The organism is Faecalibacterium sp. i25-0019-C1 (genome assembly GCF_042854225.1).
Taxonomy (GTDB): Bacteria; Bacillota; Clostridia; order Oscillospirales; family Ruminococcaceae; genus Faecalibacterium; species Faecalibacterium taiwanense.
In genome coordinates, this window is sequence record NZ_AP031428.1 from 2,721,475 (window position 1) to 2,735,428 (window position 13,954).

General features: G+C 57.3%; 10 protein-coding genes and 1 tRNA gene. 3 read left to right on the top strand and 8 right to left on the bottom strand.

From position 1 onward, the window contains the following. The first annotated feature begins 66 nt into the window (after positions 1–66). The 3 genes from ACGHUK_RS13455 (at position 67) to ACGHUK_RS13465 (ending at position 3,116) form a co-directional block, all read left to right on the top strand. Positions 67–143, top strand: a tRNA-Ile gene (locus tag ACGHUK_RS13455). 425 nt (positions 144–568) lie between these two features. After that, positions 569–1,438, top strand: a complete 870-nt coding sequence (locus tag ACGHUK_RS13460) for a patatin family protein (protein WP_242960011.1) — start codon at positions 569–571, stop codon at positions 1,436–1,438. Positions 1,439–2,141: 703 nt separating this feature from the next. Then, on the top strand, positions 2,142–3,116 hold the full coding sequence (locus tag ACGHUK_RS13465) for a glycosyltransferase (RefSeq protein ID WP_044953095.1): 975 nt from the start codon (positions 2,142–2,144) through the stop codon (positions 3,114–3,116). Between the two features lie 88 nt (positions 3,117–3,204). On the opposite strand, the gene ACGHUK_RS13470 is transcribed toward ACGHUK_RS13465, so the two are convergent. From ACGHUK_RS13470 to ACGHUK_RS13505, 8 genes are all read right to left on the bottom strand, one after another. Further along, positions 3,205–4,137 carry an ABC transporter ATP-binding protein gene (locus ACGHUK_RS13470; protein ID WP_390574505.1) on the bottom strand — a complete coding sequence of 311 codons (933 nt, stop codon included), beginning with the start codon at positions 4,135–4,137 and terminating at the stop codon, positions 3,205–3,207. Then, a complete protein-coding gene (locus ACGHUK_RS13475) occupies positions 4,138–5,235 on the bottom strand; it encodes an ABC transporter ATP-binding protein (RefSeq protein WP_390574506.1) in 1,098 nt (365 codons plus the stop codon). It lies immediately after the preceding gene. 13 nt (positions 5,236–5,248) lie between these two features. After that, positions 5,249–6,352, bottom strand: coding sequence for an ABC transporter permease (locus ACGHUK_RS13480; protein WP_097774146.1), 1,104 nt, complete (start codon positions 6,350–6,352; stop codon positions 5,249–5,251). 1 nt (position 6,353) lies between these two features. Beyond that, the gene (locus ACGHUK_RS13485; protein WP_005936865.1) at positions 6,354–7,289 is read right to left on the bottom strand and encodes an ABC transporter permease; all 936 of its coding nucleotides are present in this window, start codon (positions 7,287–7,289) and stop codon (positions 6,354–6,356) included. 163 nt (positions 7,290–7,452) lie between these two features. Then, the gene (locus ACGHUK_RS13490; protein ID WP_390574507.1) at positions 7,453–9,150 is read right to left on the bottom strand and encodes a peptide ABC transporter substrate-binding protein; all 1,698 of its coding nucleotides are present in this window, start codon (positions 9,148–9,150) and stop codon (positions 7,453–7,455) included. Between the two features lie 429 nt (positions 9,151–9,579). After that, positions 9,580–10,098, bottom strand: a complete 519-nt coding sequence (locus tag ACGHUK_RS13495) for a hypothetical protein (RefSeq protein WP_338427885.1) — start codon at positions 10,096–10,098, stop codon at positions 9,580–9,582. Positions 10,099–10,210: 112 nt separating this feature from the next. After that, entirely contained in the window at positions 10,211–11,785 is a 1,575-nt protein-coding gene (gene rny / locus ACGHUK_RS13500) for a ribonuclease Y (protein ID WP_005936849.1), read from the bottom strand. 381 nt (positions 11,786–12,166) lie between these two features. Continuing rightward, entirely contained in the window at positions 12,167–13,933 is a 1,767-nt protein-coding gene (locus ACGHUK_RS13505; RefSeq protein ID WP_154256397.1) for a tyrosine-protein phosphatase, read from the bottom strand. Between the last annotated feature and the right edge of the window lie 21 nt (positions 13,934–13,954).

The following is a 13,954-nucleotide window of genomic DNA, read 5'->3' on the forward strand; positions in this document are numbered from 1 at the left end:
TGTGTAAATGCTTTTCATTTTGCGCTGTTTTTGGTATACTTGTAAGTGCCGCAGCGCAGAATATGCGGGCTAGTAGCTCAGTTGGTCAGAGCTGGCGGCTCATAACCGCTTGGTCCCGGGTTCAAGTCCTGGCTGGCCCACCAAAAAAGCACGAGATTTTGCTCTCGTGCTTTTCTTTTTGCATGAATAGGCGCTTTACTTGTACAATTCTTTGCTCATCTGTTTCCGAATCTCATCACGTCGTCTGTCGTAGACCTGCGTGTAGATTGCAAGGGTCGTGCTAGGCTGAGCGCGTCCGGCTTCTGCGGCCACCGTTGCCACACCGATATTGGGATTAGACAACAGAATGCTGACGAAGGCGTGCCGGAACATATGCGGATGGATTTTTTCAATTAGGGGTACATATCACAGAGCACATGATACGCTGGCCGTTTTTGTTTGCCCCCATTGCGGCAGATCCTGCTTTCTGCCGCAAATTGCATCAGATCCCGCCGTTTGCTCAATGAGTATTTCCCGCCGTCCCGTTATACTGGGAGGGAAATGGAATTAAACGATGGAGGAACAGACCATGAAATACGGTGTCATCGATGTGGGTGGCGGCCTGCGGGGCATTTACGGCGCTGGCGTGCTGGACCGCTGCCTGGAGGAGGACCTCCGCTTCGATCTCTGCATCGGCGTTTCGGCGGGCAGCGCCAATATGACGTCCTATCTGGCAGGCCAGCATGGGCGGAACAAGCCCTTTTACGATGAATACTCCTTCCGCAGGGAGTACATGAGCGTGCACAACCTCATCCGCAAGCACTCCTATCTCGATCTGGGCTATGTCTACGGCACCCTCAGCAATGCAGGCGGCGAGAATCCGCTGGATTACGCGGCGCTTGCCCGCAGCCCGGCAGAGCTCTGCGTGGTGGCCGCTAATGCACAGAACGGCGAGGCGCAGTATTTCACCAAGGCAGACCTCCACCCGGACGACTACCGCGTCCTCATGGCGTCCTGCTGCATCCCGGTCATCGACCAGCCCTGCGTCATCGACGGCGTGCCTTATTTTGATGGCGGCCTGGCCGACCCCGTCCCGCTGGAATGGGCCTTTGCCCACGGCTGCGACCGGGTGGCTCTCATCCTGACCAAGCCCATCGGGCTGGTGAGTAGTGATGCCCGGGACAAGCATCTGGCACACCTGCTGCAGTCGCATTACCCCGCTGCAGCCGAGGGGCTGCGCCGCCGGGCATGGCGGTACAACACGGCTGTCCAGCGGGCGCGGGAGCTGGAGCGACAGGGCCTTGTCTGCATCATCGCCCCGGACAGCACCGAGGGAATGTCCACCCTGACCAAGAACCGCGCCTGCCTTGAAAAAATGTACGCCAAAGGCAAACAGGACGCCGAAGCGCTGGTGCGGTGGATGCAAAACACCAAACAAGATGAATCGGTGGGCACCTAGAGATGAACCCCGTTCACTTCCCTTGACAATATCCGCCCCGGACATTATAAGATGATGTGTACATACAGACAACGGAGCCTGGAGCGGTATCGCTCTGGGCTTTTTGCATTTTGTTGTTCTGCTGCGGACAGATAGAGGGGGTCCGCAGCAGAGGAGTAGAAAACCTCCTTCCCGATTTCTGCAAAAGAAAAAGCTCACCTTCAATTTTAGAAAGTGAGCCATGTAAAGCCAAAATGGTAACAGTAAGTGTCGAGTTTCGTAGGTGAAAATTTTCACCTACAAAGAGCCGTTTTAGAGACAAAAAGATACCAAAAGTTACGTCAAAGTACACAAAGGCACTTTTATGGAATTATCAAATAGCCATAAAATTTCACAAGAAAAACGGGATTTCAAAATTAGCGACGTTCTCATAACCGCTTGGTCCCGGGTTCAAGTCCTGGCTGGCCCATAACAAAAAAGAGCACCCATCGGGGTGCTCTTTTTTGTTGCCAGTCAGGACTTGAACAAGGCGGCGACGCGAAGCGACGCAAGTAAAGCCCCGGTGGGGCTTTACTTAGCCTGCGGGTCCCAGCGCATAGGAATGTCAAATGGTGTCGGATGCCGTTCTGAGGGCCAGCCAGGACTTGAACTCAAAACTTATAAAGTTCTCATTGCGGAATCCCTGCTCCCATGATATGATTAAACCAGCTTGGAGGAGGATATCATGCAGAATACAAATAACGAACTCGTGTCCGTCATTGTTCCGGTATATAAAGTAGAGCCCTATTTGGACCGGTGTGTCGCCAGCATTCTGGCCCAGACATATCCGAACCTTGAGGTGATCCTGGTCGATGATGGTTCTCCCGATAACTGCCCTGCACTCTGTGATGCATGGGCACAGCGGGACGCACGCATCAGGGTCATCCATAAGAAAAACGGCGGCCAATCCGATGCCCGGAATGTGGGACTGGATGCGGCATCCGGTGCGTACATCTCCTTTGTTGACAGCGATGATTACATTGCAGAAAATTTCATCGAGACCCTTTATGATCTGCTCCATGAGTACCACACCGATATTTCTGCCGTCCATTGGAAACTCGTCTATGCTGACGCGCCGGAGGTCCCTGCTCCGCTTTCTTCCCGAAACGTTACGCTCTTTCAGGGTGCTGATGCCATCCGGGAGCTTTTTACGGAGGATACCTACGCATGTTATGCATGGAATAAATTATGCAAACGGGAACTGTTTGACACCATCCGGTTTCCGGTCGGTCGTGTTATGGAAGATCTTGGCATTGCACACAAGATCCTGTTCGACGCAGGGCAGATCGTGTACTCGGACGAACCCCTGTATTACTATTATCAGCGCGATGGCAGCACTCTCCATACAGACTGTATAAAGTTCTTTCAGGACAGGCTTGCGATGGTCACAGAGCGTTATCTGTTTCTTGAAAAGCTGTACCCTGACATGCTGGAAAACGATGCCTATTTTGTGGATATGGCCCTGAATGATTACCCGATCCTCTATCGTTCTGCCTTAGACCCTGAATCGGATCAGCTCATCCGTCATGCATACCAAAAGAGCCGTTCTATTTTGTCCTTCTACAATAAAATGCGCTTTGCCTTTTTCAGCCGGAGCAAAGCCCTGTACTACTTTATCGAACGCCGCAACTGCAACCTTGCCCGCTACGATAACTGCTGAACCTCCTGCATTCCATTCCTTTCTGCGTAATTATAATAAAACAAAGAAGGAGCGTTTCCACGCGGGAACGCTCCTTCTTTGTTTACTATCATTTACACCATTTTGCAAACTCTTCGTCGGTGCACTTGACATAGTGGCTGCCGCTCACATGGTGATCGGTGCCCTTATTGTAGTCGATGCCGGAAGTGGCGTAGTCGTAGGTCTCAGCCACGCGGCGCTTCTCCACAACGGGGTTCGGCAGCGGGATGGCCGACAGCAGGCTGCGGGTGTAGGGGTGGATGGGATTCTCGAAGATCTCTTCGGTCGTACCCGTCTCCAGCAGGTGGCCCAGATGCAGCACGCCGATGCGGTCGGAGATGTACTTGACCATGGACAGGTCATGCGCAATGAACAGGTAGGCCGTGCCGGTCTCCTGCTGGATATCCTTCATCAGGTTGACCACCTGCGCCTGAATGGACACGTCCAGCGCCGAGATGCACTCATCTGCGATGATGAGCTTGGGGTTCATGATGAGGGCGCGGGCAATGCCCACGCGCTGGCGCTGGCCGCCAGAGAACTGGTGAGGATAGCGCTCGGCATGTTCGGGCGCAAGGCCCACCTTGGCCAGAATTTTCTCCACCTTTTCGCGGCGCTCTTCGCGGGTCTTGTACATGTGGTGGATGTCCAGACCCTCGCCGATGATATCCTCCACCTTTTTGCGGGGGTTCAGGGACGCCATGGGGTCCTGAAAGATCATCTGCATCTGGGTGCGCAGGGTGTTGTTCTGGCTGTGGTTCAGCCTGCCACTGATATCCTGCCCGTCAAAGGTGATCTTGCCGGCAGTGGGGTCATACAGGCGGATGACGCTGCGGCCGATGGTGGACTTGCCGGAACCGGACTCGCCCACCAGACCATAGGTCTCGCCGGGATAGATCTCAAAGCTGACATTGTCCACAGCCTTGACGGTATAGCTCTTGCTCACGCGGAAATACTGCTTCAGGCCCTCGACCTTCAGCAGCGGAGCAGCATTCTGTCCTGCCATTTATTCCGCCTCCTTGATCTTTTCTGCCTCGGCACGCATGCGGGCAATGCGCTGAGCAAGCTCAGGCGGCATGTCCACCTTGGGTGCGCGGGGGTCCAGCAGCCATGTAGCTGCATAGTGGGTGTCGCTGATCTTGAACATGGGCGGGTCCACTTCGTCGTCGATGTTCAGGGCATAATGGTTGCGCGGCGCAAAGGCATCGCCCTGCTTTTCATGCAGCAGGTTCGGCGGCGAACCCGGAATGGTGTACAGACGGTCGTCTGCGGTGTCCAGATCGGGCATGGCGGAAAGCAGGCCCCATGTGTAGGGGTGGCGCGGCTCGTAGAAGATCTCGTCGATGGTGCCGGTCTCTACGATCTTGCCTGCGTACATCACGTCCACATAATCGGCCACCTTTGCCACAACGCCCAGATCATGGGTGATGTAAATGACCGAGATGCCGCGCTCACGCTGGATGCTGCGGATCAGCTCCAGGATCTTGGCCTGGATGGTCACATCCAGTGCCGTGGTGGGCTCGTCACAGATCAGCAGGTCGGGGTCGCAGGCCAGTGCAATGGCAATGACCACGCGCTGGCGCATACCGCCGGACAGCTGGTGCGGGTAGCTCTTCATGCGCTTTTCGGCATCGGTGATGCCCACCTCTTCCAGCAGCTGCACAGCCTTTTTGTAGGCGGCATCCTTGGGCATCTTGTAGTGCCACAGCATGCCCTCCATGATCTGCTTGCCGATGGGCATGGTGGGGTCAAGGCTTGTCATGGGGTCCTGGAACACCATGGCGATGCGCTTGCCGTTGATGTGGCGGCGGATCCACTTTTTGTCCTTCTGCAGCAGATCCACCGTCTCGGGGCTGCCGTCGGCGTGATGGTAGCTGAACTGGATGGAACCGCTGTTCACGGTAGCGTTCTGGGCCAGAATGCCCATGGCGGCCTTCATGGTAACGGACTTGCCGGAGCCGGATTCGCCCACCAGCGCCACTGTTTCGCCCTTGTACAGGTCGATGTTCACGCCGCGGATGGCGTGCACCGGGCCTGCGGTGGTCTTAAAGGTGATATCAAGGTCTCGCACCGACAAGACCTGTTCTTTTTTGTTTTCAGGCATGGGGTGTTCCTCCTTACATACTCTTCATCTTGGGGTCCAGAGCCTCGCGCAGGCCATCGGCCACGAGGTTGAAGCTCATCATCAGCAGGCTCATGACCACCATCGGCGGGATGATCTGATAAGGATGGGTGGTGAAGCTGTTGTACAGCTCACTGATCAGCGAACCCAGCGAGCACTGCGGCACCGGGATGCCCAGACCCACAAAGGACAGGAATGCCTCGGTGAAAATTGCGGTGGGGATGCTGAACATGACCTGCGTGATGATGGGTCCGATGATGTTGGGCAGCACTTCCTTGAAGATGATGAAGAAGCTGCCTGCACCCAGCGTGCGGGAGGCCAGCACGAACTCCTGATCCTTCAGCTTGAGCATCTCAGCGCGGGCAATGCGGCTCATGCCCACCCACTCGGTGAGCATCAGAGCAAAGATAATGGTGATCATGCCGGGCTTGAGCACCAGCAGAAGCAGCGTGACGATCACCAGACGGGGGATGCCGTTGGCAACTTCCAGAAAACGCTGCATCATCATATCCACCTTGCCGCCAAAGTAGCCGGAGATCAGGCCGTAGCTCATGCCGATGACCATATCGATGATGGCGGCGGCAACCGCGATGATCAGGGACACGCGGGCACCCTCCCAGGTACGGGTCCAGATATCGCGGCCATAGGTGTCGCTGCCGAACCAGTAGTAGACATCCTCCTTGCCCTTTTCCACATAGGCATTGACCGTCTTGGAACCGGTGGTGGTGCTCATTTTCTCGTCACCGTTGAAGATGCCGAAGTTTTCCAGCACCTGCACGCGGGGCGCAAAGTTTTTCTGGCTCAGCTCCTGACCGGAGTAGGTATACTCGTTCATACCGGGGCCAAATGCCGCCAGCAGCACGATAAAGACAACGAGGATCAGGCCGAGCACCGCGCTCTTTTTGCGGAAGAAGCGCACCCGCACATCCTTCCAGAAGCTCTGTGCGGCAAAGTTCGAGTCCATTGCGATCTCTGCGTCGTTATGCTTGAGCACAAAGTCCTTCTCGTTGAAGGTATGCTCGGAATACATGGTATCCACTGCGCTGACGATGGCATCAGCCGTGGCTTCACCGCCCAGGTGAATCGCTTTTTCTGCCATATCAGTCGTCCCCCTTTGCCAAGCGGATGCGCGGGTCGATGATGCCGTACAGCAGGTCAACGACCAGCATGATGCCAATGTACATGGCGCTGTAGATGAAGCTCAGGCTGATGACCACATTGTAGTCGTTGGACTGGATGGCCGTCACCAGCAGGCTGCCCACACCGGGAATGGCGAAGATCTTCTCCACCACCAGCGAGCCGGTCATCAGGTCCACGATCAGCGGGGCCAGCACGGTGATGATGGGGATCAGCGCGTTGCGCAGCGCGTGGCGGAAGATCAGCGCCGGGCCGGAAATGCCCTTGCTCTCGGCCAGCAGCATATAATCGGAGTCCAGAACTTCGATCATTTCACTGCGGGTAAAGCGGGCAATGGAAGCCATGGTGAACATGGACAGCGAGATGCTGGGCAGCACACTGGAGCCGAACACGTCCTTTGCGGAGAACAGCATGGGGAACCACTTGAGCTTGAAGCCAAAGGTATAGCTCAGGGCCAGTGCGATCACGTAAGACGGCACCGACACGCCGATGACCGAGATGATGGTGGCCAGAGTGTCGAAGATGGTGTCCCGCTTGAGGGCTGCAATGATGCCGAGCACAAGGCCCACGATGGCACCCAGTGTGACAGCCATGCCGCCCACACGGATGGAAATGGGCAGACGGGACTGGATCAGCTGGGAGATGGGCGTGTTCTTGGAGATATTGTAGCTTACGCCGAAGTCACCGCGCAGCATGTTGGTCACATAGCGGAAGAACTGTACATAAATGGGCTGATCCAGACCGTACTTTGCGTACAGGGACGCGCGCATTTCCGGTGTCAGCTTTTCATCGTTGAAGGGCGAACCGGGCATCAGCTGCATGAGGATGAACAACACCAGCAGGATGGCCAGCAGCGTAAACAACGAAGTGATAATACGCTTGAGCGTGTATTTTTTCACGTTGGGTAGACCCCCCTTAAAGTTTCTTCTTCTCCCTGCTCAAGACAGGGCGGCTTTTTCTGCCGCGGTCATCCGTGCGCCGGACGTGGACAGTGTAAAAGCCAAAAAGTCGCACAGCGGCAATCACGCTGCCACTGTGCGGCATTTCAGTTTTCGATCAGGATCAGACGCTCTTCTTTGCGTCCTTGTAGACGCGGTTCAGAGCAACCGGGTGGAAGTCCACGCCGGTCACGGCAGAAGAGATCATCTCGGCGTTGCACTGACCATACAGCGGGAAGATGGCGGCCTGCTCCAGCACGATGGACTCAGCGTCATACATGGCTTCCCAGCGACCCTCGGGATCGGTGCACAGATCACCGGTGGTGCACTCTGCGATGATGGCATCGTAGTCAGCGTCGCTCCACAGACCGTAGTTGTTGGAGTTGCCGGTGACCCACATGCCCAGATAGGTCATGGGATCGGCGTAGTCGGGGCCCCAGCGGGTCAGGCCGATCTCAAAGTTGCCGTCCTGCATATCCTGCACGCGCTGCTTCTTGGGCTCTACCTTCAGCTCCAGAGTGAAGCCGGGCAGAGTGGTCTGCAGCTGCTCCTGAACGACCTGAGCGACCTTCTGAGGAGCATCGTCGGCATCGACGACCATGGTGAAGGAGAAGGAATCCTTGCCCAGCTCAACCTTGGCCTGCTCGTAGTACTCTGCAGCCTTATCGGGATCGTATGCGCAGAACTCTGCAAACTTGGTCTGGTCGGCGCTGAAATCGCTGCCATCCGGGCCGGTGGCGAACTGTGCGGGCACTGCGGTGTAGGCGGGAGAAGAGCCGTCCTTCAGCACGTCATTGGTGATGGAATCACGATCCAGTGCAAAGGTGATGGCACGGCGCAGGTTCAGGTTTGCCAGCTCCGGCACAGCGTCCATGTTGGGGCTGATGTACCACAGGTAGCCGGCGCCCACGCTGGTGAACTCGGGGTCGTCCTTGACCTGCTCGACCTGCTCGCCGTTCAGCAGGGTGATATCCAGATCGCCGTTCTGATAGCTCATCAGAGCCTGCTGGCTGTCCTTGATGACCTGATAGTTCAGGCCGTCCAGAGCAATGCGGTCAGCATCGTAGTAGTCGGCGTTCTTCACCAGCTCAAAAGCGGTGGCGGCCGGCTCATAGCTGGTCAGCACGAATGCACCGTTGGACAGCACGGTGTCTGCGCTGGTGCCGTAAGTATCGCCGCAGCTCTCAAAGAACTTCTGGTTCATGGGGTAGAAGGTGGGGAAGTACATCAGGCTCAGGAAGTAGCTGACCGGAACGTTCAGCTCCACCTTCAGGGTCTTGTCGTCCACTGCGGTGATGCCCAGATCGGTGACGGGCTTGTTGCCTGCAATGATGTCGGCGGCGTTGACCACCTGACCGATATCGCTCAGCATGTAGGCGTACTCGGATGCGTTTGCGGGGTCAACAGCACGCTGCCAGCCAAACACGAAGTCTGCTGCGGTAACGGCATCGCCGTTGGACCACTTTGCATCCTTCAGGTGGAAGGTGTAGGTCTTGCCGTCCTCGCTCAGCTCATAGCTCTCTGCCAGAGCCTCCACGGCTGCACCGTTCGCATCCATCTGCATCAGGCCGTCGGTGTAGTTGGCGATGACCTCAAAGGAGGTGCCGTCGGTAGCCAGCTGGGGGTCCAGAGACTGGACTTCGGTCTCCAGCATGACGTTCAGCACACCGCCCTCAGCAGAGGCGGCTGCACCAGAAGCAGCGGTGGAGCCGGAAGCAGCGGTGCTGGAAGAGCCGCCGCAGGCAGTCAGAGCCAGTGCAGCAGCCGATACGCCTGCAGCAGCCAGGAAGCTGCGGCGAGAAATACGACGATCGAATTTCATATTTTTTCCCTCTCTCTTACCTCAATGCTTTATTGAGGTAAAGCATTGAATGGTGAAAAATGCACAAAGGTTTTTTGCTCCTCCTCTGGAGCACTGCACACCTTTGTGCGATATCCGCATTATACGCTGTTCCGCCTGAAAAGGAAAGGCTTCCGGCTGTTTTTCTGTGCTTTGACCAATGGTCAGCAAAAATTTTGTTTTTGTTTTTGTGCAGTTTTGAAGATATACTGTAGTTGCTCAAAATACAGTTTCACGAAAACATGAGTTTTTTGTATTTTTCAGGGGAACAGATGAAGAGATTTCACCTGCGTATTTTCGTTTTTTGTGCATAAGTCGTACTTTCAGCCTGTTTTTGTGCATATACCAGACACAAAAAATCCCTGCTGAAAACGCACCGTTCTCAGCAGGGAAACACCGTTTTTTCGGTTTTTAGGCAAACATAGCCACTACGTAAGTCTCGCCGCCGTATTCAATGAACACCGCGCCCATCTGTGTGCAGCCTGCCGCATAGCTGCGCAGTGCGCTGCCCGCCTCGCTCAGCGGCGGAGCATATAAGTAGCCGGTAAAGCCCCATTCGTTGTTCATTGCAAGGCCGATCACCACGCCTCTGGGCAGGAACAGAAAGCTGGTGGAATGATCGATAAACTCGTACACATTCTTGTCCAGCATGGCACCGGAGCCGGTGGTCATGGGCACCTTGCGTGTCAGCAGGCCGGACTGGGTGGTCAGCTGGGTGGAGTCCTCCACCAGCCAGTCTGCCAGACGGCTGGCTGCATCTTCCAGATCGGTACTATAGGTCAGGCTGGAGTCTACCTCTTTCATCAGGGCCTTGGCCTGTTCTGTATCCTTCTGCACCGTGCCGTCCATCAATGCACTGCATCCGGCCAGCACCGCCAGCGCCAGTACACCCGCCAGCAGGCAAGCCAGCCATTTTCTTGCATGTTTCATATAGTGGTTCTCCCCTTTCGGTCTGTTTTTCTCCATGATACCTTTTTTGCCGCCGGATTACAAGCAGAAAAAAGCTGCTGTGCATCTGCACGGCAGCTTTTGGGGCAAAACTTTATTTTGCGTACTCCACAGCGCGGCTCTCGCGGATCACATTGACCTTGATCTGGCCGGGGTAATCCAGCGTGTCCTCGATCTTCTTGGCAATGGAGCGTGCCAGCAGGATCACCTGATCGTCGCTGATGACATCGGGCTTGACCATGATGCGCACTTCGCGGCCTGCCTGCACGGCAAAGGCCTGCTCCACACCCTCGAAGCTGGAAGAGATCTCCTCCAGATTTTCCAGACGCTTGACGTAGCTTTCCACGTTCTCGCGGCGGGCACCCGGGCGTGCAGCGCTGATGGCATCGGCAGCCTGAATGATGAAGGCCAGCGGGGTCTTGGGTTCCACGTCGCCGTGGTGAGCCTCGATGGCATGGATGATCTGGGTATTTTCCTTATACTTGCGGCAGATGTCCACACCGATCTGCACATGGCTGCCCTCGATCTCATGATCCAGTGCCTTGCCGATATCATGCAGCAGACCGGCACGGCGTGCCATGGTCACATTCACACCCATCTCGCCTGCCAGCAGGCCGGCCACCCATGCCACCTCCATGCTGTGGGTCAGGGCGTTCTGGCCAAAGCTGGTGCGGTACTTCAACCGGCCGATCAGCTTGATCAGGTCCGGGTGCAGACCATGGATGCCCAGCTCCATCACGGCGCGCTCGCCCTCGCGCTTCATCTGCAGCTCCAGTTCGTGGCGGCACTTTTCCACCGTCTCCTCGATGCGGGCGGGGTGGATGCGGCCATCACCGATCAGGCGTTCCAGCGTCATGCGGGCCACCTCGCGGCGGGTCTGGTCGAAGGAGGACAGGGTGATGGCCTCCGGGGTATCGTCGATGATCAGATCCACGCCGGTCGCGGTCTCCAGAGCGCGGATGTTGCGGCCCTCGCGGCCGATGATGCGGCCCTTCATTTCGTCGCTGGGCAGCGGCACCACGCTGACGGTGGTCTCGCTGCAGTGGTCGGCAGCGCAGCGGCTGACGGCCTGACCGATCAGGTTGCGTGCGATGTTGTCGCAGTTTTCCTTCAGGTCGGTCTCGTAGGCGGCAACGCGCACGGCCTTTTCGTGGGTCAGCTCCTCGTCCACCTTGTGCAGCAGCACCTCGCGGGCGTCCTCCTGACTCAGACCGGCCAGCGTTTCCAGCCGCTCCATCTCCTTGGCGCGCAGGGCATCGATCTCTGCCAGACGCTCCTCGGCCTCAGCGGCGCGCTTTTTCAGCTCCTCTTCCTTCTTTTCCAGTACCTCGGTCTTGCGGTCGAGGGCGGTTTCCTTCTGGTCGATGCGGTTCTCCTGACGGCTGATCTCCGCACGGCGCTGCTTGATCTCCTTATCGGCTTCTGCTTTCTGGGCATCCACCTCGGCCTTCAGCTTGAAGGCCTCGTCCTTTGCTTCCAGAACCGCTTCCTTGCGTTTCTGTTCTGCGGTCTTGATCGCTTCGTTCACCAGACGGGTGGCCTCGGCTTCCGCGCTGCCGATCTGGGCTTCGGCGGTCTTTTTACGGTTGTTGTAACCAATAAAATAGCCTGCACCGATGCCCGCAGCAAGCGCGACGATCAAGATCACGATCCAGATGATCGTGGACATCGCATTTCACTCTCCTTTGTTAAAATTCAAAATTCTGAATCATAAGCAGGAGACGCTGTAGGGCAGGTGTAGGCTGCAAACATTTTTTATAAGTGAGCTTTCAATGCAAAAAGTGGCAACAAGACCACACGCACGGCCAATGCCGCACGAACAGGCTGCAAGCTTTTCTATCTACAGTTCTATCTTATATAAAAACAGGCAGGCTCTGCCTGTAAGGGACACGGGTCACGGGAACGACCTGCACACAGCGTCTTTTATTCCATACTACTAATTATAGTACGAAACAATTGCCCGCTTGTCAAGAGGAAAACCCTGCCCCGCAGAACATTTTGTGCAGAAAACAGGGACAGTATCCGCACCGGATGCCGTCCCCGTTCCCGTTTATTCCAGATACATCCTGCGCAGCCGCATCAGGCGCGCAGGGGTCAGGCCGTATTCGGCTTCCAGATAGTTCTCGGCGCTGCCGTATTTTGCGCGGATGGTGCGCAGCACAAAGGGTGCGGCTGCCGGGTCCACGCCCGCCTTGCGGTAATAGCGCATCCGGCAGGCCGGGTTTGCCGCGATCTCTTCGGCGTGCTCCGCCAGCACTGCGTCGATCTCAGCCTTGCGGCAGAGATTCGTGCGCTCATAGTCCGCACAGATCGTCTCATCCGAAGCGCCCAGTGCCAGCAGAATGAGCATGGCCGCCACGCCGGTGCGGTCCTTGCCGGCCGAGCAGTGGAACAGGATGGGGGTCTCGCCTGCTTCCAGCGCACGGAACAGCTCCTTGAACGCCTTGTTGCCAAACAGCATCCGCTCGTACATAGCCTGCACGAAGGTGCTGCCGTCGGCGCTTTCTTCATAGCCCTTCATCAGGGCGGCGATATCATCCGGCGCAAAGGAGATCTCGTGGCCGTCCTCGGCGCACAGGCCGCAGATCTGCACCAGACGTGCACCGTCCGGTACGTAGTCCGGTTCTTTCTGCACTTCCCCGCTGCTGCGCAGATCAAGGATCAGGCGCAGGCCCAGCGCGTCCAGCTTCGCGCGGTCGGCCTCACCGGTGAGCTTGCAGGTAGGGATGCCGCGCCAGATCTGGCCCCACTTGATATGCTTGCCCTCGTCGGCTTCGTAACCGCCCAGCTCCCGGAAGTTGGTGCCGCCGGCAAAATCCAGCTGGGTGCCGGGCACCGGGTGGGCCGGTGCAGCCTTTGCCGCAGCGCTGGACAGCACCGGGAAATTGTAGAACGGCTTTGCGGGCCGTCCGCGGCGGGGCGGCAGGCTGGCCGAACCGCCCAGCACCTCCATCAGGTAGCTGCGCAGCAGGTCGATGTAGGCAGAGGAATGATCCCGCCGCTGCACCAGTGAGACGCACAGCGGGGGCAGATCTTCCAGCAGCACATCCCGCACACGGTCCAGTTCCCGTCTGGCTCCCGGTTCATAGCGGGTCAGACAGGTGCAAAGCTGCTCCTGCACAAGATAATAGGCCTGATAAAAGCTGGGGCCGATCTCCGCATTCGGCGCAAAGCCCAACCGGGCGCAGGCCGACCACAGCGGGCTGAACAGATCCTGCCGCAAGCTGGGCAGCAGCACCCGCTGACCGCGCAGCTCTGCCAGCGGGATGCTTTCCTTATCCCAGAACGCGTGCCCCCGGGGCACCAGCAGGCAGGCAGGGTCTGCCCGCAGGGTGGTGCGGGCCAGTACCGGTGCAGCACAGCCCAGATCGATGACCAGACCCGCGTCCAGCTCTCCCTGCTCCACATCGTCCGCCACCGCATCGTTGTCCATCATGCGGAAGCGCATCTCCACATGGGGATACTGCTGGCGGAACTTGTCCAGCTGGGTCTCCAATCCGGGCAGGTAGTCCGGCACCAGCGACACGCTGATGCCGATGCGCACCGGCTGCGCCGACTGGATCTCGGCCCGCAGGGATGCCTGCATCTGCTGGAACTGCTCCACTACCGGCGCGGCATGGCGCTGCAGGCTCATGCCGCGGTCGGTAAGGGTGAGCTTGTGGTGGGCGCTAAGGAACAGCGGCCCGCACAGCTCGGCTTCCAGCGCAGAGATGCTCTGCCGCAGTGCCTGCCGTGACAAAAACAGCCGCTGTGCCGCGCGGCTGTAATTCATTTCATCGCACAATACCAGAAAGTAGTGCAGCTGGCGGATATCCATGGTTTCCTCCCTGAGAAAAGT

Bases quoted from the DNA above. Each gene is read 5' to 3' on its own strand.
- ACGHUK_RS13460 (WP_242960011.1), top strand. From the start codon at position 569: ATGAAATACGGTGTCATCGATGTGGGTGGCGGCCTGCGGGGCATTTAC.
- ACGHUK_RS13465 (WP_044953095.1), top strand. From the start codon at position 2,142: ATGCAGAATACAAATAACGAACTCGTGTCCGTCATTGTTCCGGTATAT.
- ACGHUK_RS13490 (WP_390574507.1), bottom strand. From the start codon at position 9,150: ATGAAATTCGATCGTCGTATTTCTCGCCGCAGCTTCCTGGCTGCTGCA.
- ACGHUK_RS13495 (WP_338427885.1), bottom strand. From the start codon at position 10,098: ATGAAACATGCAAGAAAATGGCTGGCTTGCCTGCTGGCGGGTGTACTG.
- ACGHUK_RS13480 (WP_097774146.1), bottom strand. From the start codon at position 6,352: ATGGCAGAAAAAGCGATTCACCTGGGCGGTGAAGCCACGGCTGATGCC.
- ACGHUK_RS13470 (WP_390574505.1), bottom strand. From the start codon at position 4,137: ATGGCAGGACAGAATGCTGCTCCGCTGCTGAAGGTCGAGGGCCTGAAG.
- rny (WP_005936849.1), bottom strand. From the start codon at position 11,785: ATGTCCACGATCATCTGGATCGTGATCTTGATCGTCGCGCTTGCTGCG.
- ACGHUK_RS13505 (WP_154256397.1), bottom strand. From the start codon at position 13,933: ATGGATATCCGCCAGCTGCACTACTTTCTGGTATTGTGCGATGAAATG.
- ACGHUK_RS13475 (WP_390574506.1), bottom strand. From the start codon at position 5,235: ATGCCTGAAAACAAAAAAGAACAGGTCTTGTCGGTGCGAGACCTTGAT.